Annotated in this window: 16 protein-coding genes and 1 tRNA gene; 7 read left to right on the top strand and 10 right to left on the bottom strand. The window is 72.8% G+C overall.

Annotation, left to right across the window (positions count from 1 at the left end; translation table 11 throughout):
- Window positions 1–22: 22 nt before the first annotated feature.
- Window positions 23–214 (bottom strand): DUF6011 domain-containing protein, encoded by a 192-nt coding sequence (locus ACZ6Z8_RS10500; protein ID WP_465608151.1) that lies wholly within the window; start codon window positions 212–214, stop codon window positions 23–25.
- Between the two features lie 43 nt (window positions 215–257).
- Here ACZ6Z8_RS10500 and ACZ6Z8_RS10495 point away from each other — a divergent pair, with 43 nt between their 5' ends.
- The gene (locus ACZ6Z8_RS10495) at window positions 258–1,025 is read left to right on the top strand and encodes a TetR/AcrR family transcriptional regulator (RefSeq protein WP_465608149.1); all 768 of its coding nucleotides are present in this window, start codon (window positions 258–260) and stop codon (window positions 1,023–1,025) included.
- A gap of 58 nt (window positions 1,026–1,083) precedes the next feature.
- Here the strand turns inward: ACZ6Z8_RS10495 and ACZ6Z8_RS10490 are convergent, their stop codons facing one another.
- The gene (locus ACZ6Z8_RS10490; RefSeq protein ID WP_465608444.1) at window positions 1,084–1,491 is read right to left on the bottom strand and encodes a winged helix-turn-helix transcriptional regulator; all 408 of its coding nucleotides are present in this window, start codon (window positions 1,489–1,491) and stop codon (window positions 1,084–1,086) included.
- A 149-nt stretch (window positions 1,492–1,640) separates the two neighbouring features.
- On the opposite strand from ACZ6Z8_RS10490, the gene ACZ6Z8_RS10485 reads away from it, so the two are divergent.
- Both ACZ6Z8_RS10485 and rarD read left to right on the top strand, forming a co-directional pair.
- Complete coding sequence (locus ACZ6Z8_RS10485; RefSeq protein WP_465608148.1) at window positions 1,641–2,489, top strand: SDR family oxidoreductase; 849 nt, start codon at window positions 1,641–1,643, stop codon at window positions 2,487–2,489.
- A gap of 145 nt (window positions 2,490–2,634) precedes the next feature.
- A complete protein-coding gene (gene rarD, locus ACZ6Z8_RS10480) occupies window positions 2,635–3,627 on the top strand; it encodes an EamA family transporter RarD (protein ID WP_465608146.1) in 993 nt (330 codons plus the stop codon).
- A 74-nt stretch (window positions 3,628–3,701) separates the two neighbouring features.
- Here rarD and ACZ6Z8_RS10475 read toward each other — a convergent pair whose 3' ends face one another.
- The 3 genes from ACZ6Z8_RS10475 to ACZ6Z8_RS10465 are packed head-to-tail and all read right to left on the bottom strand — an operon-like array spanning window position 3,702 to window position 6,903.
- Entirely contained in the window at window positions 3,702–4,577 is an 876-nt protein-coding gene (locus ACZ6Z8_RS10475) for an ABC transporter permease (RefSeq protein WP_465608144.1), read from the bottom strand.
- Window positions 4,564–5,637, bottom strand: a complete 1,074-nt coding sequence (locus ACZ6Z8_RS10470; RefSeq protein ID WP_465608142.1) for an ABC transporter ATP-binding protein — start codon at window positions 5,635–5,637, stop codon at window positions 4,564–4,566. Before ACZ6Z8_RS10470 ends, ACZ6Z8_RS10475 begins: the two co-directional genes overlap by 14 nt.
- 3 nt (window positions 5,638–5,640) lie before the next feature.
- Window positions 5,641–6,903: a LolA family protein gene (locus tag ACZ6Z8_RS10465; RefSeq protein ID WP_465608140.1), complete on the bottom strand. Its 1,263-nt coding sequence runs from the start codon at window positions 6,901–6,903 to the stop codon at window positions 5,641–5,643.
- Between the two features lie 180 nt (window positions 6,904–7,083).
- Between ACZ6Z8_RS10465 and ACZ6Z8_RS10460 the strand changes: the two genes are divergently transcribed.
- On the top strand, window positions 7,084–9,672 hold the full coding sequence (locus tag ACZ6Z8_RS10460) for a bifunctional FO biosynthesis protein CofGH (RefSeq protein ID WP_465608139.1): 2,589 nt from the start codon (window positions 7,084–7,086) through the stop codon (window positions 9,670–9,672).
- Between the two features lie 180 nt (window positions 9,673–9,852).
- Window positions 9,853–10,968: an ADP-ribosylglycohydrolase family protein gene (locus ACZ6Z8_RS10455; RefSeq protein WP_465608442.1), complete on the top strand. Its 1,116-nt coding sequence runs from the start codon at window positions 9,853–9,855 to the stop codon at window positions 10,966–10,968.
- A 160-nt stretch (window positions 10,969–11,128) separates the two neighbouring features.
- Here the strand turns inward: ACZ6Z8_RS10455 and ACZ6Z8_RS10450 are convergent, their stop codons facing one another.
- The 3 genes from ACZ6Z8_RS10450 to ACZ6Z8_RS10440 form a co-directional block, all read right to left on the bottom strand.
- Entirely contained in the window at window positions 11,129–11,338 is a 210-nt protein-coding gene (locus ACZ6Z8_RS10450) for a DUF397 domain-containing protein (protein WP_465608137.1), read from the bottom strand.
- Window positions 11,335–12,198, bottom strand: a complete 864-nt coding sequence (locus tag ACZ6Z8_RS10445; RefSeq protein ID WP_465608135.1) for a helix-turn-helix domain-containing protein — start codon at window positions 12,196–12,198, stop codon at window positions 11,335–11,337. The genes ACZ6Z8_RS10450 and ACZ6Z8_RS10445 overlap by 4 nt, the downstream gene beginning before the upstream one ends.
- 481 nt (window positions 12,199–12,679) lie before the next feature.
- A complete protein-coding gene (locus tag ACZ6Z8_RS10440; protein WP_402811842.1) occupies window positions 12,680–13,420 on the bottom strand; it encodes a GOLPH3/VPS74 family protein in 741 nt (246 codons plus the stop codon).
- A gap of 298 nt (window positions 13,421–13,718) precedes the next feature.
- Between ACZ6Z8_RS10440 and ACZ6Z8_RS10435 the strand changes: the two genes are divergently transcribed.
- On the top strand, window positions 13,719–16,358 hold the full coding sequence (locus ACZ6Z8_RS10435) for a D-alanyl-D-alanine carboxypeptidase (protein WP_465608133.1): 2,640 nt from the start codon (window positions 13,719–13,721) through the stop codon (window positions 16,356–16,358).
- Window positions 16,359–16,474: 116 nt separating this feature from the next.
- A tRNA-Arg gene (locus tag ACZ6Z8_RS10430) sits at window positions 16,475–16,547 on the top strand.
- 75 nt (window positions 16,548–16,622) lie between these two features.
- On the opposite strand, the gene ACZ6Z8_RS10425 is transcribed toward ACZ6Z8_RS10430, so the two are convergent.
- Both ACZ6Z8_RS10425 and ACZ6Z8_RS10420 read right to left on the bottom strand, forming a co-directional pair.
- On the bottom strand, window positions 16,623–17,789 hold the full coding sequence (locus ACZ6Z8_RS10425; RefSeq protein WP_465608131.1) for a tyrosine-type recombinase/integrase: 1,167 nt from the start codon (window positions 17,787–17,789) through the stop codon (window positions 16,623–16,625).
- Complete coding sequence (locus ACZ6Z8_RS10420; protein WP_465608441.1) at window positions 17,789–18,004, bottom strand: excisionase family DNA-binding protein; 216 nt, start codon at window positions 18,002–18,004, stop codon at window positions 17,789–17,791. Before ACZ6Z8_RS10420 ends, ACZ6Z8_RS10425 begins: the two co-directional genes overlap by 1 nt.
- Window positions 18,005–18,741: the final 737 nt, after the last annotated feature.

The raw sequence follows: 18,741 nt of genomic DNA, 5'->3' as shown, positions 1-18,741 counted from the left end.
AACCCGGACACCCCGGTCCCGGCTACACCCCCGGCAGCGTCTCCTGCTCCACCTCGAACCGCGCGACCCGCTCCGCCGGATCGCGGCACTCCGGCCCCAGCCGCAGCATCCGCGACTCCGGGTCGTGCAGCGGCCGGTGGCAGCGCCGGCAGGTCACCCGGGGGCGCAGGGTCCGGTCGGTGTCCGTGCCGGGCAGTGGCTCAGGGCTGGTCATGGGACAGACGGTAGCGGCCGCCGTCCGTGAAAGGATCCTGCGCATGGCCACGGACCGCAGCAGCGCAGGAGACCCGGCGCGCACCCTCGCCCTGCTCTGGGGGCTGACCGCCGAGGAGAAGCCCGGCCGACGGGGCCCGAAGCAGGCCCGCTCGACCGGTGAGATCGCCGCCGCCGCCATCGCCCTGGCCGACTCCGAGGGCGTGGACGCCGTCACCATGCGCCGGGTCGCCCAGGAGCTCGGGCTGTCCCCGATGGCCCTCTACACCTACGTGCCCGGCAAGGCCGAACTGCTCGACCTGATGCTGGACACCGTCTACGCCACCATGCCCCGCAGCACTCCGGCCGACGACGGCTGGCGGGCCCGGGTGACCGCCGTCGCCGACGACAACCGGGCACTGTTCCGCGCCCATCCGTGGGTCGCCGCCGTGTCCACCAGCCGCCCGCCGCTCGGCCCCGGGCTGATGGCCAAGTACGAGTACGAGCTGCGTGCCCTGGAGGGCACCGGACTGCCCGACGTCGAGCTGGACGCCGCGCTCACCCACCTGCTGGGCTTCGTCCAGACCTGCGCCCGGATGGCCGCCGACGAGCGGGCCGCCCAGCAGGACAGCGCGCTGACCGACGCCCAGTGGTGGCAGGCCAACGCCGACCTGCTGGCCCGGGTCTTCGACCCCCAGCGCTACCCGGTCGCCGCCCGCGTGGGCGCCGCCGCCGGCGAGGCGCACGGCGGCGCGTACAGCCCGGACCACGCCTACGCCTTCGGCCTGGCCCGCGTCCTGGACGGGCTCGCGGCGCTGATCGAGGAGCGGTAGCCCGCCCGACTCAAGGAGCGGTGGCCCGCCCGACTCAAGGAGCGGTGGCCCGCCCGACTCAAGGAGCGGTGGGCCGCCCGTCGTACTCCTCGCGGGCCGCGACCACCGAGCCGACCCGCTGCTCGGACCAGTGCGCGAGCGCCGCGACCAGCTCCGCCGCCTCCCGGCCGAGCGCGGTGAGGCTGTAGTCGACCCTGGGCGGGATCACCGGGTGTGCCTCGCGCAGCACGAACCCGTCCCGCTCCAGCGTCTGCAGGGTCTGGGCGAGCATCTTCTCGCTGACCCCCGACACCCGCCGCCGCAGCTCGCTGAACCGGTAGCCGCGCTCGCGCAGCGCGCCGAGGACGAGCACGCCCCAGCGGCTGGTGACGTGCTCCAGTACGCCCCGGGACGGGCACATCCGGTCGAAGACGTTCGCCGGGGGCAGTCCGCCCGCCTCGGGCGCACCCACCTTCGGCTCGTCCATCTTCGGCTCGTCCATCTTCGGAGCGCTCACCCGCATTCCACTTACCTCCATGCCAGTACCCTACTTTGAAGTACGTACTTTCGAAAGGTTAGTGCCATCCCTAAGGTGAGTTCCGAGGTCAGAGAGTCACCCAGGAGAAGGAGTACCCCATGTACGTCGTCACCGGAGCCACCGGCCAGCTCGGCCGTCTCGTCGTCGAGGGCCTGCTGGCCCAGGTCCCCGCGAGCGAGGTGGCGGTCGCCGTGCGCTCCGCCGGGAAGGCGGCCGACCTGGCCGCGCGCGGGGTCGACGTCCGGGTGGTCGACTACGACGAGCCGCAGAGCCTGGCCGGCGCCTTCGCCGCCGGCGACCGGGTGCTGCTGATCTCGGGCAGCGAGGTCGGCCGCCGCGTTCCGCAGCACCGGGCCGTGGTGGAGGCCGCCCGGACGGCCGGGGTCGCCCTGCTCGCCTACACGAGCATCCTCGGTGCGGCGACCTTCCGGCTGGCCGACGAGCACAGGGCGACCGAGGAGCTGATCCTCGCGTCCGGCCTCCCGTACGCCTTCCTGCGCAACGGCTGGTACACCGAGAACTACCTGGGCGACGCGGCCGGCACGGTGGCGCGCGGCGTCGTGCTCGGCAGTGCCGGGGACGGCCGGGTGGCCACCGCCCCGCGCCGGGACTACGCCGACGCGGCGGTCGCCGTACTGCTCGACGGGAGCGAGCGGAACCGGGTCCACGAGCTGAGCGGTGACGTCGCCTGGAGCCTGTCCGAGCTGGCCGCCGAGCTGGCGAAGGCCTCCGGCCGGCCGGTCGGGCACCGCGACGTCACCCCGGCCGAGCACCTGGACGTCCTGGTCGGGGCGGGCCTGCCGCAGGGCTTCGCCGAGGCGCTGGTCGACGTGGACGCGGGCATCGCGCGCGGCGAGCTGGCCGGCACCCCGGGCGACCTCGCCCGGCTGATCGGCCGCCCGACCGTCCCGCTGGCGGAGTCCGTCCGCGCGGCGCTGGGTGCCTGAGCACGACCACGGTGACCTGCGAGAACGCCGGGCGCGTCCCAGCATTCAAGCAATGTCATGACCAAAATCCGGAAACGGAGATGACAGCCTGCCCTCCCGCCCGCTACCGTCGCCAGGACGACACGCGCGCGGGAGGGCACTCGGCATGCCACAGACGAATCAGCGGGACAGCGGCCGAGGCCTCTGGTACGGCATGGCGGCCTACGGGATCTGGGGGCTCTTCCCCCTCTTCTGGCCGTTGCTGGAGCCCGGCGCCGCCGACGACATCCTGGCCAACCGGATGGTCTGGTCCCTGGTCGCGGTGGTGCTGATGCTGGTCGCCCAGCGGCACTGGGGCTGGATACGCCCGCTGCTGCGCCAGCCCCGCCGGCTCGCCATGCTGGCCGGCGCTGCCACGGTGATCTCCGCCAACTGGGGCGTCTACATCTGGGCCGTCAACAGCGGGCACGTGGTGGAGACCAGCCTCGGCTACTTCATCAACCCGCTGGTCACCATCGCCTTCGGCGTCCTGGTGCTCAAGGAGCGGCTGCGCGGCGCGCAGTGGACGGCCGTCGGCATCGGCGCCGCCGCCGTCGCGGTGCTCAGCGTCGCGTACGGGCAGCTGCCCTGGATCGCGCTCGCCCTGGCGCTCACCTTCGCCACCTACGGCCTGCTGAAGAAGCAGGTCGGGCTGAGCGGGCTGGAGAGCCTGGCCGCCGAGAGCGCCTTCATGTTCCCCTTCGCCCTCGGCTACCTGGTCTACCTGGAGGTCAGCGGGCGCGGCACCTTCGGGCACACGGTGGCCGGCTCGTACGGCTGGGGGCACTCCGGGCTGCTGATGCTCAGCGGGGTGATCACCGCGATCCCGCTGCTGTTCTTCGGCGCGGCCGCCGTCCGGGTGCCGCTGACCGTGATGGGCCTGCTGCAGTACCTGGCGCCGGTGTTCCAGTTCCTGATCGGCGTCGCGGTGTTCCACGAGTCGATGCCGCCGGCGCGCTGGGCCGGCTTCGCCCTGGTGTGGGCCGCGCTCGCCCTGCTCACCTGGGACGCGCTGCGCCAGGTGCGGAACGACCGCGCCGGGCGGGCCGCAGCCGTGCCGCCACCCGCCCCGACGGCGCCGGCTTCGACGGCGGCGGCCCAGGAAGCCGTCACCCGCTGACGCAGCTCACCGCCCGACGCAGCTCACCGCCCGACGCAGCCCACCGCCCGACGCAGCTCACGCACTGATGTCGCTCACGCGCTGATGTCGCGGCTGGTGAACCGGGCCCAGGCCGCCGAGCCGAACACCGCGACGTAGGCGGCCTGCAGCCCGAGGTCCTTCCACACGCCGTCCCAGTACATCGGCTCCCGCAGCAGGTCCGAGAAGCTCATCCAGTAGTGGGTGAACAGGAACGGCCGGACCGGGTCCAGCTGCGGGAAGGCGTCCAGGATCTGCACCGTGATCACCAGCCCGACGGTCGCGGCCATCGCCGCGATGCCGCTGCCGGTGAGGGTGGAGACGAACAGCCCGATCGCCACCAGCCCGGCCAGCGAGACCGCGACCACCCCGGCCACCAGCACCGCCCGCAGCAGGGCGTCGGTGAAGCCGATGGTGTCCCCGGAGATCAGCGTGACCTCGCCGAGCGGGAACAGGGTGGCGCCGGTGGCCAGCGCCGTCACCGCGACCGCCGCGGTGGCTGCCAGGCAGAACACCAGCCCGGCAGTGAACTTGGCGGCCAGCAGCCTGGTTCGCCCGGCCGGGGCGACCAGCAGGTAGCGCAGCGTCCCGGTGGCCGCCTCGCCCGCCACCGAATCCCCGGCGACCACGCCGACCGTCATCGGCAGGAAGACCGGCAGGGCCACCGCCAGCGCGGTGAACACCAGGAACAGCCCGTTCTGCGTGGTCTGCGCGATGAAGCTCGGAGTCCCGCCGCCACCGCCGCGCGGGCTGTCCGTGTTGAGCTTGACGATCACCCCGATCAGGATCGGCAGCGCCGCCAGGATGCCCAGCAGCACCTTGGTCCGCATCCGGCGGAAGGTCAGGTGCAGCTCGTTGCGGAACAGCGCCAGGAACCCGGAGGCGGTCTGCGGCCGGCGTCCGATCACCAGCGCCGTCTCAGCCTGCGACATCGAAGCCCTCCCCGGTCAGCGCCACGAAGGCGTCCTCCAACGTGCCCCGCTCCAGCCCGAACCCGTGCACCCGGACCCCGGCCTCGACCAGCGCCGCGCACAGCTTGGGCAGCGCCTCGTCGCCGCTCGCGCCCAGCTCGCCGTCCACCCGGCCCTCGCCCGGCACCAGCGCGCCCACCCGGTGGGCCGCCAGCACCTCGGCGGCCTGCGCCACGTCGGGGGTGCGGACCACCAGCCGGCCCTGCGCCCGGGCGGCCAGCTCGGCGACGGTGCCCTGCACCACCAGCCGGCCCCGGGACATCACCGCCGCGTGGGTGCAGACCTGTTCGATCTCGTCCAGCAGGTGCGAGGAGAGGAACACCGTGGTGCCCTCCGCCGCGACCTCCCGGACCAGCGCCCGGATCTCCCGCATGCCCTGCGGGTCCAGGCCGTTGGTCGGCTCGTCCAGCACCAGCAGCTCGCGCGGCTGCAGCAGCGCGGCGGCCAGGCCCAGGCGCTGCTTCATGCCCAGCGAGTAGGCGCGGGCCTTCTTGCCCGCGGCGGCGCTCAGCCCGACCCGCTCCAGGGCGGTCTCCACCCGCTGACGCCGGGTGCGCGGGTCGGCGGTCGGGTCGGCGGCGTCGAAGCGGACCAGGTTGTCCCGGCCGGACAGGAAGCCGTACAGGGCCGGGCCCTCGATCAGCGCGCCCACCCGGGGCAGCACGGTGGCGACGGACTGCGGCATCGACTCGCCGAGCACGGTGGCCACGCCGGAGGTGGGGGCGATCAGGCCCATCAGCATCCGGATGGTGGTGGTCTTGCCGGACCCGTTGGGGCCGAGGAAGCCGAAGACGGAGCCGCGCGGCACGGTCAGGTCCAGGCCGTCCACGGCGAGCTGGCCGCCGCGGAAGCGCTTGGTCAGGCCACGGGTCCTGATCACGTCGTCGGTGCCGGCGGGGGCGGAGGGGCCGGGGAAGCTGGGGGAGCCGGGGGAGCTGGAAGGAACGGGGGCCGGGCGCGACGCGGCGCCCGGACCCCCGGCCGACTCCGTAACGTCCCCCGTTACGGGAGTCTCGGTCATCCGTCAGTTCACCCCGGCGGCGTGCTGGAGGACCGGCAGGGTCACCGCTCCGGCGAAGACCCGGCCGTCGTCCGTGAGCAGGACGTTGACGACCTTGGTGCTGATCAGGGTGCCGCCGCCGACCGGCTTGCCGAGCGACTTCACCAGGGCCTGCGGGTTCATCGACCGGCCGTGCTGCTTGCCCTTCTTGCCGGTGTCCTCGCCCTTCGGCGCCTCGACGGCGGCGGGCAGCTGGGTGGAGACCACGGCCGTCCAGCCCTCGCCGATCACGTTCACGCCGTCGTGGCCCCCGCCCTGCGTGCCCCGGTCGCCCCGCTCGCCCTCGGCGCCCTTGGCACCCTTGGCGTCCTTGGCCGCCTCGTCCGCCTTCTTCTCCGTCACCTTGGCCCCCTTGGGCGCGGTGAAGTCGAAGGTCTTGGCGGCCGGCGCGGCGAAGGACACGTCGGTGAAGTGGACGTCCAGCACGGTGGAGCCGTCGGCGGACTTCACCACCACCGCGAGCGGCACCCCGTTGTCGGCGGCCACCGAGATCCGCACCTCGGAGATCGTCGAGCCGGACTGGGTCGGCTTGACGCTCAGCTGGTACGCCTTCTGCCCGGCCACGTTGGCCGTCCCGGCCACGGTGACGGAGGTGGTGCCGGCGCTCCCGCTGAGGAACTTCTCGGCGGCCTCCTGCGGGGTGGTCGGCACCCCGGTCAGCGGCGCCTTCGGGGCCTTGGCGCTGCCGTGCTCGGCCGGACGCCCGGTCACGTGCAGGGCGGTGTTGGTCGTGCTGTCCCAGGCCCAGCTCTGGTCGCCGTTGCGGACCAGGGTGTAGCCCGCCATGTTCTCCATCAGGTCCACCCGCTGACGGTCCGGACCGTCCACGGCGACCCGCAGGGTCTGGTCGCCGCCCAGCAGGCCCAGCAGCTTGGACTGCGGGTCCGCCGACGCCTGGCCCTGGTCGCCGCCGTGCCCGGCCGCCGCGCCGAGGCCGCCGGCCGCGGCACCCAGCAGCTGGCTGGGCACCCCGAGGTCGGTGGAGACGGAGACCGTCCCGGACAGGGCCTGGGTGTCGGAACCGAGCACCTTGGCCACCACCTGCTCGGCCGAGAGCTGCGGCAGGTCCGGCGGGGAGTCGGCGGCCAGCGCCGGCACCAGCCCCACCCCGGCGGCGATCACCGCGCCCACCGCCAGCGGCACCCCGGCCCGTACCAGGGTGCGGCGCCGTGAGCGGTACGGCACCCCGCCGCCCACCTGGTCGTCCACCGCCGTCTCATTGGTCATGGCGTACTCAACTCCTCTGCGAACGCGTGCGATTGGCACTGCTCCTCCATTAGAGGCCGGGGCCGTCGCCGCGTCATCGCCCTACAGGGGCACTTCGAGGTGAACCTGGCGGGTACACCGACCCTGAGACGGCCTCAGGGTTGTGTCCTACCGACGTACTACCTGACGTAGGGTCGCGCCATGGACGGAACCGCCATGGACGCAAGCAAGCCCCCGACCGCTAACGCGATGCGGCGCGCCCTGCGCCGTGCCCGGGACGGCGTCGCCCTCGACCTCGCCGAGGCCGCCGTACTGCTCCAGGCCAGAGGCGAGGACCTGCGCGACCTGTGCGCCAGTGCCGCCCGGGTCCGCGACGCCGGCCTGGAGGCGGCCGGCCGCCCCGGCGTCATCACCTACTCCAAGAGCGTTTTCATCCCGCTCACCCGGCTCTGCCGCGACAAGTGCCACTACTGCACCTTCGCCACCGTCCCCGGCAAGCTGCGCCGGGCCGGCCAGGGGCTGTTCATGTCCCCGGACGAGGTGCTGGAGGTCGCCCGGCGCGGGGCCGAACTCGGCTGCAAGGAAGCTCTGATCACGCTCGGCGACAAGCCCGAGGACCGCTGGCCCGAGGCCCGCGAGTGGCTGGACGCGCACGGCTACGACGACACCATCGCCTACGTCCGGGCGATGTCCGTGCGCATCCTGGAGGAGACCGGGCTGCTCCCGCACCTCAACCCCGGGGTGCTGAGCTGGACGGACTTCCAGCGGCTCAAGCCGGTGTCCGCCTCGATGGGCATGATGCTGGAGACCACCGCCACCCGGCTGTGGAGCGAGCCCGGCGGCCCCCACCACGGCTCCCCGGACAAGGAACCGGCCGTCCGGCTGCGGGTCCTGGAGGACGCGGGCCGCAGCTCCGTCCCCTTCACCAGCGGCCTGCTGATCGGCATCGGCGAGACTCACCACGAGCGCGCCGAGTCGCTGTTCGCGCTGCGCCGGGTGTCCCGGGCCTACCACGGCATCCAGGAGCTGATCCTGCAGAACTTCCGCGCCAAGCCGGACACGGCGATGCGCGGCATGCCCGACGCCGAACTCGACGAGCTGGTGGCCACGGTGGCGGTCGCCCGGCACCTGCTGGGCCCCACCGCCTGCCTCCAGGCGCCGCCGAACCTGGTGGACGGCGAGTACGAGCGGCTGATCGCGGCCGGCATCGACGACTGGGGCGGCGTCTCCCCGCTCACCCCGGACCACGTCAACCCCGAGCGCCCCTGGCCGCAGATCGACCGTCTGGCCGAACGCTCCGCCGCGGCCGGCTTCGAGCTGCGCGAGCGCCTGGCCGTCTACCCCGAGTACGTGCTGCGCGGCGAGCCCTGGCTGGACCCGCGGGTGCTGCCGCACGTCCGCGCCCTGGCCGACCCGGCCACCGGCCTGGCCAACCCGGACGCCACCGTCCGGGGCCTCCCCTGGCAGGAGCCCGAGGACCTGCCGGAGGCGTACGGCCGGACCGACCTGCACACCGCCGTCGACACCGAGGGCCGCACCGGCGACCGCCGGGCCGACTTCGAGGACGTGTACGGCGACTGGGAGGTGCTGCGCGAGCAGGTGCTGGCGAAGGGCGCGCCCGAACGCCTCGCCGGGGACCTGCGCGAGGCCCTGGCGGTGGCCGCCGACGACCCGACCCGGCTCACCGACGACCACGCGCTGGCGCTGTTCCACGCGGACGGCCCGGCCCTGGACGCGCTGTGCCGGATCGCCGACGACGTCCGCCGGGACGCGGTCGGCGACGACGTCACCTACTGCGTCACCCGGAACATCAACTTCACCAACGTCTGCTACACCGGCTGCCGCTTCTGCGCCTTCGCCCAGCGCCGCACCGACGCCGACGCCTACACCCTCTCCCTGGAGCAGGTCGCCGAACGGGCCGCCCAGGCCTGGGAGGTGGGCGCCACCGAGGTGTGCATGCAGGGCGGCATCCACCCGGACCTGCCCGGCACCGCCTACTTCGACATCGCCCGCGCGGTGAAGGAGCGCGTCCCCGGCATCCACGTGCACGCCTTCTCCCCGATGGAGGTGGTCAACGGCGCCACCAGGACCGGCCTCCCGATCCGCGAATGGCTGCAGCGGGCCAAGGAATCCGGCCTGGACACCATCCCGGGCACCGCCGCCGAGATCCTCGACGACGAGGTCCGCTGGGTGCTCACCAAGGGCAAGCTGCCGGCCGCGACCTGGGTCGAGGTGGTCACCACTGCTCACGAGCTGGGCATCCGCTCCTCCTCCACCATGATGTACGGGCACGTGGACACCCCCGCGCACTGGCTCGGCCACCTGCGGCTGCTCGCCGACATCCAGCAACGCACCGGCGGCTTCACCGAGTTCGTCACCCTCCCGTTCATCCACACCAACGCCCCGGTCTACCTGGCCGGCATCGCCCGCCCCGGCCCGACCGCCCGGGACAACCGCGCGGTGGTCGCGATGGCCCGGCTGCTGCTGCACCCGCACATCCCCAACATCCAGACCAGCTGGGTCAAGCTCGGCGCGGAGGGCGCGGCCGAGATGCTCCGCTCGGGCGCCAACGACCTGGGCGGCACGCTGATGGAGGAGACCATCTCGCGGATGGCCGGCTCCGCGTACGGCAGCTACAAGTCGGTGCGCGACCTCCAGGCGATCGCCGAGGCCGCGGGCCGTCCGCACCGCCAGCGCACCACCCTGTACGGCGAGGTCCCGGCCGAGCGCCGGGCGGCGGCACTGGCCTCGGACGGGCACCTGCCGGAGCTGCTGCCCGTCCTGGACTGAGGCCGGCCGCGGGGCCCCGGCCGCTCACGGGATCGTCCGCCGGGAGCGGCCGGGGCGGGGAACCGAAGTACGAGGGACGCCGTCGTCTCGCTCGCGCCTTCGAATACAGTGCCAGGGCGCGCGCCACGGCCGTGCGTCGCGCGGACCGGCCCCCACCCCGACGAAAGGCGCCCCTTCGTGATGCCACTGTGGTCACGAGCCCAGCAGCAGGACTTCCGCAGCCGGGTGCGCGGCTGCCTGCTCGGCGGTGCCATCGGTGACGCGCTCGGCGCCGGCGTCGAGTTCGAGCCGCTGGAGCGGATCCGGGCCCAGCACGGCCCGCAGGGCGTCACCGGCTACGTCCCCGCGTACGGGCGCACCGGCGCCGTCACCGACGACACCCAGCTCAGCCTGTTCACGGTGGACGGCCTGATCCGCGCCCACATCCGGCGCGACACCGGCAGCTGGCACCCGCCCACCGACCTCCACCTGGCCTACCTGCGCTGGGCCGCCACCCAGCGCGACTGGGGCCCGGACGAGCGCCGCCCCGGCCTCGGCTGGCTCGGCCGCGAGGAGTGGCTGTACGCCCGGCGCGCCCCCGGCCAGGGCTGCCTGACCGGCCTCAGCGGGCCGGACGGCGAGCGGCTCGGCACCCTGGAACGGCCCAAGAACCCCCACTCCAAGGCCTGCGGCACGGTGGTGCGGGCGGCGCCGTTCGGGCTGCTCACCACCTGGGAGCCGGGCCTGGTGTTCCAGCTCGCGGTGGAGTGCTCGGTGCTCACCCACGGCCACCCCACCGGCTACCTCGCGGCGGGCGCGCTCGCGGTGATCGTCCAGTCGGTGGCCCGCGGCGGGACCCTGGAGGAGGGCGTCCACCTGGCGCTGGCCCTGCTCTCCGAGCGGCAGGCGCACGAGGAGACCACGGCCGCGCTGCGGGCGGCGCTGGACGCGGTCCGGGCCGGCGAACCGTCCGCCGAGCGGGTGGAGGCGCTGGGGGAGGGCTGGGTCGCGGAGGAGGCGCTGGCCATCGCGGTCTACTGCGCGCTGGTCGCCCACGACGTGCGCTCGGGTCTGCTGCTGGCCGTCAACCACTCCGGGGACAGCGACTCCACCGGCGCGATCTGCGGCAACCTGCTCGGGGTGCTGCACGGGGACACCGCGCTGCCGCCGGGCCTGGTCGCGGGGCTGGAGGGGCGCGGGGCGATCCTGGAACTCGCCGACGACTTCGCCCTGGAGCTGATGCACGGGACCGAACTGCACGACCGGCGGACCCCGGAGGGGGCCGACTGGGCCGCCCGCTACCCGGTGGCGCCCTGAGCGGTGGCGCCGAGAGGGACGGCGGTGCTGTGAAGGGGACTCCCCGACACGGGAGTTGCCCGTAGCGCCGACCGCCGCCCCGGGGGGCGACGGACAGCGCTACGGGCAACTGGGCCGAGCACGGATCCGGTTCCGACCCCGGACCCCGGACCCCGGACCCTCAGACGTCGCCGAAGGCCCCTGCCGCCGCGGCCGACGCGAAGGCGTTCCAGGCCTCGGTGGAGAAGCGCAGTTGTGGTCCGGCCGGGTCCTTGGAGTCCCGGACCGCCACCGCTCCCGCGGCCGGTCCGGCGATCTCCACGCAGGCGCCCTGGCCTCCGCTGTGACTGCTCTTGCGCCAACGGGGTCCGTGCTCGGCGGGGTTGATCATTCGTGGTATCCCTTTTCGATGTCGGCTATCAGCGACCGGCTCTCCGCGACACCGAGCGCGGCCGCTCTCAGGTAGTCGTAGAGACCGGTATAGCGGCGCACATCGGCCTCCTTCTCCAGGTAGAGATCGCTCGTCACACCTTCGAAGTAGACAACCGTGGAATCGGCTGACTCCGGGAACTCCAGCAGGGAGAATGTCCCGGTCATACCGGGGTGGGCGCCGTGCGAGAACGGGATCACCTGGATGGTGATGTTCGGACGCAGGCTCAGCTCCAGCATCTGCCGCAGCTGCCGGGCCATGATCTCGCGGCTGCCCACCTCGCGGCGCAGCGCCGCCTCGTCTATGACGGTCCACAGGCTGCCGAGCTGGTTCTCGCCGTGGACCCGCTCCTGGCGCTTCATCCGTACCTGGACCCGCCGCTGCACCGCGTTGGCGTCGGTGTCCGGCTGGGTGCCCTCGACCACCGCCTGGGCGTACTGCTCGGTCTGCAGCAGGCCGGGGATGAACGAGGACTCGTAGGCGCGGATCGAGGAGGCCTCCGCCTCCAGGCCGATGTAGACGCTGTACGGCGTGGGCATGTCGTTGAAGTCGTGCCACCAGCCGCGCTGGCGGGACTCCTTGGCCATCTCCATCAGACTGCTGCGCATCTGCTCGTCGGCCACGTTGTACACGTCACAGAGGTCGCGCACGTCGCGCTGGCTGATGCTGCGACGGCCGTTCTCCAGTCGACTGATCTTCGACTGGGAGACCATCAGCCGGCCGGCCACCTCCTCCGCCGTCATCCCGAGGCCCTCGCGGAGCTTGCGCAGCTCCGAGCCGAGCCGTCGGCGGCGCACGGTGGGATTGATGTTCGCGGACACGTCGACCTCCGGCCGAACCTCTGGTGATCGTTGGAACGGCAGCCCTCGGAACACATCGGACATTGGGACCAACCCCCCTGACTCGGAGCAGCATGTCACCTTGGGCCAGCTCGGCGCCGGGGAATCACAGCAGCGCAGTAGAACAGATCATCGGAAAAGCGCGTCCGTGAGACGGCGGTGGCTCCCAGGTGGTAATGCGGCTCGGTGACTCGAACCGGTAGTGGGCGGAGGACCCCGACGGGCCTCCGGGAACGGCAGAAGGGGCGGTCGCCGGGCGACTTGCGTCGCGGGGCGACCGCCCCTCGGTGCTGTTGGTGGTGCCGGTCTTGCCGGTCTTGCTGGTCATGCCGGTGGCGCGGAGTCGCGCGGTGTCGTGCGGTGTCGTGCGGTTCATGCGGCGTCGTGCGGACGGTGGTTCAGCGCCTCCGAGGGGTGCGAACGGGGTGCCGCACGCTGCCGGGCACGCCGTCGGCGGTTCGGGTCAGCGGACCGCGACCCGCGGCGCGGTGACCCGCCCGCCCGTGGTCCGGCCTCCGGCACGGGCGCCGGAGCGGCCGGTGGCGGCCCCGGAACTCTGGGAAGAACGGTTCTGCTGCGTCGGCAGGCCGTTCTGCACGTCCATCACGGCGTGCGCGACCATCCCGCCCAGCGGGTCGTACCGGATCAGGTCGCGCAGCCGCGACCGCGACGACCGTCCCTCGTTGCCCGGGTACAGGTGCTTGCCCAGGCCCACCGAGTGGGCGAGGGCCGCGAGCGCGGCCGTCCGCGGATCCGGCGGCACGCCGGTGCGGATCGCGGTGTCCAGCCGCTGCTTGATCGCGGCGTTGGTGCAGTCGTCGGACGCCTGGTAACGCGTCGTCGGCAGCACCCCGCACACCTGCCCCGGCACGGCCGTGACCATGCCGCAGCGTTCCAGGTGCGCCAGGTAGGTCTGCCGCAGCCCCAGCCGGGGCCCGCCGATCCAGTGCGCCGCGCGGACCGGACTGCCGCGTCGTCGCAGCAGCTCCAGTGCGTGGTCAAGGGTCGGGTCGCCGGTCGGCCGTGCGAGCACGACGGCGATCCGGTCGCCCTCCGGTACGATCCGTCCGGCCAGGGACAGCTCGACGAGCTGCGCCCCGGCGAGTCCGAGGTCGAGGGTCTGCGGCTGCGCCGTGGTACCCGTGGTCGGGTCCAAAGCGAGCAGCAAGAGTTCCTCGGGAACAGTTCTGCGGCTCTTGCCCATCCAAGCCTCCCCGCGTGGATGAGAGACAGGGTGACGCCTCTCACACGGGCTTGTCGAGTACGCCTCCGAATCGTGACCTTGCGGTGAAGGCGCGGAACCGGGGGCCTCAAGCCCGGCGTCTGACTCTTGGACAGACCGCGGTGCGGCCGTGCGGCGGCAATACGCGCCGGTCGGGCGGGGTGTGCGCGGCTGGATCGACCGTCGGTGGCGGAGACTGTACAGGTACACGGGGCGGGGCGTCGGCTTCCCGAAATCGGGTCTGCCGGTGCCCCGCCGGGCGTTGAGGAGGCTGGGATACGTGGGCGAGTCCCCCGACAGGGTGCTGAGGGACGGCGAGCGGGAGCAGGACCGCGAACGCGAACGGACCGGTGCGCCGGCTGCCGGGGCGTCAGCCGGGGCCGCCGCGGACGTGTCCGCGGAGGGTGCGGCCGACACCTCCGGGGAGGAGACGCCGGAGGCCGGGGCGGGGACCGGGACCGAGGCCGAGGCGTCCGCAGGGGCACCCGCTGACACGCCCGCCGAGGCCTCGGCCGAGGCATCCCCCGACACGCCGAAGGTCGGCGCCAAGGGCGGTTCGACCGTACAGCTCCGTGTCCACGATGTGGACAGCCGGACGACGATGCTGCGGCTGCCGGTGGACAACAGGACCACCGCGCTGCGGCTGCCCGAGGGACTGCTGAAGCCTGCGGACTGCGACAGTTCCGATGGTGCGGCGGGGGATGAGAAGGACTCGCCGAAGCCTGACGGGGCGAAGGCAGCCGGCGAGCGACCGCCTGTCGCAGACCCGCGTCTCGCCATCCGGACGACGGGGGTGGCGGCTGAGAAGGCCGACGGGAAGGCTGCGGACAAGGCCGAGGAGAAGCCTGCGGGCAAGGCCGAGAAGGCTGCGGACAAGGCTAAGGCCGAGAAGGCTGCGGACAAGGCCGAGGAGAAGCCTGCGGGCAAGGCCGAGAAGGCTGCGGACAAGGCTAAGGCCGAGAAGGCTGCGGACAAGGCTGGCGAGAAGCCTGCGGGCAAGGCCGAGAAGGCTGCGGACAAGGCTAAGGCCGAGAAGGCTGCGGACAAGGCTGGCGAGAAGCCTGCGGGCAAGGCCGAGAAGGCTGCGGACAAGGCCGACGAGAAGCCTGCGGAGAAGTCCGAGGAGAAGGCTGCGGAGAAGTCCGGCGGCGAGACCGACACGCCTGACGCCGACTCCGCCACCGACGCGGACTCCGACTCTGACGCCGACATTGACACCGACTCCGCCACCAAGGCGGACGCGGGCAAGGGCGACGGCACCGAGGCCGACTCTCCCGCCGGGGCCACCGCGACCCTCGCCCTGATCAAGAAGGGGGAGCCGGCTCGGAAGGCGGCCGAGTCGGACCGGACCGAGAAGCTGGAGAAGCCCGGGCCGCTGCGCGCCCCCGCGGCCCCCGCCGCCGGCACCGTCCCCGAGCCCCCGGAGCCCGCTCCGGTGCCCGAGCCGACCCCCGTGCCGAAGCCGGTGCCCGAGCCGACCCCGGCACCCAAGCCCCTTCCCGAACCCGAGCCGGCCCCGGCCCCGCCGCCGCTGCCGCCCGTCCCGCCGCTGCCCCGGCCGGAGCCACTGCCCTCCCCGCAGCCCGCTCCCCAGCCGGCTCCGCCGCCGCAGCCCCAGCCCGCTCCCCAGCCCTCGCCCGAGACCACGGCCGAGGCGATGGAGGTCCTGGCCACCCTCAACGCCCGCCCGGTCTCGCCGCTGCGCCGCGCGCTCAAGCGGATCACCATCTGGACGGTCTTCCTCGCCGTGGTGCTCGGCGCGGTCGTGGTGGCCCAGCTGCTGCGCCCGCTGCCGGACCCGAAGGTGCGGATGACGACCGCGGGCAGCTTCAGCTTCTCCGGTGACCAGCTCGACCTCGCCTGGCCGGCCAAGGGCCAGTCCGCGGCCGAGGTGGTCGGCGTCGGCAGCCTCGGCAGCTCGGGCCAGGAGACCCCGGCCTCGATCGCCAGCGTCACCAAGGTGATGAACGCCTACCTGATCCTGCAGAAGTACCCGCTGAAGAAGGGGGAGAGCGGCCCCAAGATCGCCGTCGACCCCCAGGCCGCGCAGGAGTCCGGCAACAGCGACGAGTCCCGGGTCACGCTCACCGCGGGTCAGGAGCTCACCGAGTACCAGGCGCTGGAACTGTTGATGCTGCCGTCCGCCAACAACGTGGCCCGGCTGCTCGCCCGCTTCCACTCCGGCTCCGAGGAGGCGTTCGTCAAGCAGATGAACGACACCGCGGCCAAGCTCGGCATGACCAACACCACCTACGCCGACCCGGCGGGCTTCAACGCGGACACCAAGTCCACCGCGAAGGACCAGCTGAAGCTGGCCGAGCAGGTCATGAAGGACGACATCTTCCGGCAGATCGTCTCCACCCCGGAGACCACGTTCAACAACGTGAAGATCTCCAACACCAACAACCTGATCAACCCGAAGACCGGCGTCATCGGCGTCAAGACCGGCTCCAGCACCCCGGCCGGCGGCTGCCTGATGTGGGCCGCCTACAAGGAGATCGGCGGGGTGAAGCGCATGATCCTCGGCGTCACCCTGGGCCAGCAGGCCACCTCGCCCAACCCGGGCGACGGCATCCTGCCCACCGTGCTCAAGGTCAGCGGCAAGCAGATCCAGGCCGCCCAGAACGGGCTGACCGGCCAGACCGTGGTGAAGAAGGGCGACGTCGTCGGCACCGTGGACGACGGTCTCGGCGGTAAGGTCCCGGTCGTCGCGACCAAGGACCTCGTGGTGGCCGGCTTCCCGGGCGTCACCGGCACGGTCACCCTGGACCCGGCCGCGCTCCACCACAACGAGAAGGCGGGCAAGGAGATCGGCACGCTGCGCGTGGGCTCGGGCGACGGGAAGTCGGAGGTCCCGGTGGCCCTCCAGTCCGACCTCAACCCGCCGTCCATCCAGTCCCGCCTGCTGCGCCTCCTCTGATCCCTCCCCTCCCCGACAGCCCGAAGGGGGAGCCGGCCCGCCCGGCTCCCCCTTCGCCGTCCCCCGCCCACCCCCGATCCGGTACGCTGTGAACGGCCTGGTCACCGACCGGCCACGCCTCAGTAGCTCAGGGGATAGAGCACGGCTCTCCTAAAGCCGGTGTCGCAGGTTCGATTCCTGTCTGGGGCACAAGCACACAGACGCAAAGAGGCCCAGGTCAGAGGGTGAATCCCTCCGACCTGGGCCTCAGTCGTTTCCGCGCGGTCAGTCCTCCTGTGCCACGTCCGTGCCAGATCCCTTCGGCGGGTCCTGCTTCTCCAGCTCCTTTTTGACCATCTCGCCCATCCGGTCGGCGATGGCCCGATCACGGTCGCTGGTCATGTGCTGGTAGATCAGCGCGGCCCGCGCCGTGCTGTGCCCCATGCGGGTCATGAGTTCCTTCGTGCTCGCGCCGCTCTGCGACGCGAGGGTGTTCCCGGTGTGGCGCAGATCATGGAAGTGCACATCCGGCGAGATCTTCGCCTTCGCCTTCGCGGCGCTCCAGTCGTCCCGGAAGTTGCTTCGGCGCAGTCGGCCACCGCGCGGCCCGATGAACATGTGGCCGTTCGGGCCCTGCCCCGCGTAGTGCTCCAGGTGGTGCCGGAGGGCGTCCACGATCGAGGCGGGGAAGGCCACCGGGCGGAACCCGGCGCGGCTCTTCGGCGCCTTGTCGTAGAGCTTCCCGCTGTACAGCTCGGCCTGGTTCCGGCGCACCCGGAGCAGTCGGGCGTCCAGGTCGACGTCCCGCCGGCGGAGCGCGGCCAGCTCGCCGAACCGCAGCGTGGTGAACGCGGTGACCAGGACCAGGGCACGCCACCGGGGCGTGATGGCGTCGGCCGCGGCGAAGACCTCGGGTACCGAGAGCACCGGCCGCTCGGGGACGTCGTAGGTGTCGGCGCCCTTGATCCGGCACGGGTTGCGCTTGATCAGCTCGTCGTCGATGGCGGTGTTCATGATGGCCCGCAGCATCTGGTACGCCTTGACCACGGTCGGCTCGCCGACTCCGGAGTCCAGCAGGCGGGTCCGCCAGGTCCGCACCCGCGCCGGGGTGATCTGGACGATGAACCTCGGGCCGAGGGTGGGCAGGATGTGCAGCCGGAGCGCAGTCTCGTACCGCTCCCGGGTGGTCTCCTCCAGCTTGCGTTCCTTGAGCCAGCGGGTGGCGTACTCGCCGAAGTTCACCTTCCCGGCGTCCGGGTCGACCCACTTGTCTCGGGTGATGTCGGCTTCGAGCTGGCTCAGCCTGACCTCGGCGTCGGTCTTGGTGTCATACGTCTTCTCGTCGGGCCGCAGCTCTCCCGTCAGCGGGTCGCGGTATCGGACCTGCCAGCGGCCGGAGGGAAGCTGACGGACGGCTCCGAAGCGGCGGCGGCTGTTCTTCTTGTTGGCCATCAGGCGGCGTTCCTGTTCGTGGTGGTGCGGCGGACGGGGATGGGCTGCACGGTGTTCGCGGCGATGAACTCGGCGACGGCGGAGGCCGGGATACGGACGTGGCGGCCGACCTTGACGAAGACGACGCGCCGTTCCTCGATCAGCCGGCGGGGGAACCGCTCGGTGGTGCCGAGCAGCTCGGCGACCTGGGCGACGCTCAGCAGCGGCTCGGGCAGCGCCGGAGCGGCCTGCGTGCGCTCGGGCGTACGGCTGTTCCTTCGGTGGGTGGACAGATGCGTGATGCACTCCTCTCCGGGGTCGGCGTGCGGCGACGTGGCCGGTGTGCGGCGGTTGGCCAAGGCGTCCTCCTGGGCGGTCGGGTTGGTGTCTTGCCTGTCGTGTGGCCTGTCGTCTCGCCTGTCGCCTGCCTGTCGTGTCGCCTGTCTTGTCGCCTGTCGCCCCGCAGGTCGGAGGGGGTTTTCCGGGGTCTGCGGGCGGTTGGGCGGGGGTGAGACGACAGGCGACAAGACAGGCGACAGGTGGTTCGGGGCGTGCTGGTCGGTAGGGCGTGGGGCGGTCAGGTCGGGTGCGATGGGTGACGGCGTCAGGGGCGTCAGGGCAGCCGTCAGAGGTGTCAGACCGACGTCGGCTGGCTGGCGGGCCGGGTCGGCGGGGTGTCAGGACCGTCAGATCGGTTGGCGGGTGGGTGTCATGGCCGTCAGGGCGGGTGTCGGGCGGGGGTGTCAGGGGCGTCAGACCGGGGTGTCAGACGCGTCTGACGGGGGTTCCTCGCGCGCGTGCGCGCGTTACCCGGGGTCTGGGCGTCAGGGCCGTCAGACGGTTTCTGACGCCTGCGGCCTGACGGTCGCGCGGCCGGGCGGTTGGTGACGCTGTGTGGCGGTCGGGGGCTTCCTCGCGCGTACGCGTGCACGCGCACGTGGGACCCCCGGATTCACGGAGCGGGCCCGTGATG

Source organism: Kitasatospora sp. NPDC101108 (assembly GCF_055584725.1).
Note: the sequence above shows the minus strand (reverse complement) of the source record. Positions and strands in the feature narration are given on the sequence as shown.

What these genes read in the sequence shown, in the direction of transcription:
- ACZ6Z8_RS10490 (WP_465608444.1), bottom strand. Translation starts at nt 1,491, where the DNA reads ATGGACGAGCCGAAGGTGGGTGCGCCCGAGGCGGGCGGACTGCCCCCG.
- ACZ6Z8_RS10440 (WP_402811842.1), bottom strand. Translation starts at nt 13,420, where the DNA reads ATGGGCAAGAGCCGCAGAACTGTTCCCGAGGAACTCTTGCTGCTCGCT.
- ACZ6Z8_RS10475 (WP_465608144.1), bottom strand. Translation starts at nt 4,577, where the DNA reads ATGTCGCAGGCTGAGACGGCGCTGGTGATCGGACGCCGGCCGCAGACC.
- ACZ6Z8_RS10425 (WP_465608131.1), bottom strand. Translation starts at nt 17,789, where the DNA reads ATGGCCAACAAGAAGAACAGCCGCCGCCGCTTCGGAGCCGTCCGTCAG.
- ACZ6Z8_RS10465 (WP_465608140.1), bottom strand. Translation starts at nt 6,903, where the DNA reads ATGACCAATGAGACGGCGGTGGACGACCAGGTGGGCGGCGGGGTGCCG.
- ACZ6Z8_RS10460 (WP_465608139.1), top strand. Translation starts at nt 7,084, where the DNA reads ATGGACGGAACCGCCATGGACGCAAGCAAGCCCCCGACCGCTAACGCG.
- ACZ6Z8_RS10450 (WP_465608137.1), bottom strand. Translation starts at nt 11,338, where the DNA reads ATGATCAACCCCGCCGAGCACGGACCCCGTTGGCGCAAGAGCAGTCAC.
- ACZ6Z8_RS10455 (WP_465608442.1), top strand. Translation starts at nt 9,853, where the DNA reads ATGCCACTGTGGTCACGAGCCCAGCAGCAGGACTTCCGCAGCCGGGTG.
- ACZ6Z8_RS10500 (WP_465608151.1), bottom strand. Translation starts at nt 214, where the DNA reads ATGACCAGCCCTGAGCCACTGCCCGGCACGGACACCGACCGGACCCTG.
- ACZ6Z8_RS10470 (WP_465608142.1), bottom strand. Translation starts at nt 5,637, where the DNA reads ATGACCGAGACTCCCGTAACGGGGGACGTTACGGAGTCGGCCGGGGGT.
- ACZ6Z8_RS10485 (WP_465608148.1), top strand. Translation starts at nt 1,641, where the DNA reads ATGTACGTCGTCACCGGAGCCACCGGCCAGCTCGGCCGTCTCGTCGTC.
- rarD (WP_465608146.1), top strand. Translation starts at nt 2,635, where the DNA reads ATGCCACAGACGAATCAGCGGGACAGCGGCCGAGGCCTCTGGTACGGC.
- ACZ6Z8_RS10495 (WP_465608149.1), top strand. Translation starts at nt 258, where the DNA reads ATGGCCACGGACCGCAGCAGCGCAGGAGACCCGGCGCGCACCCTCGCC.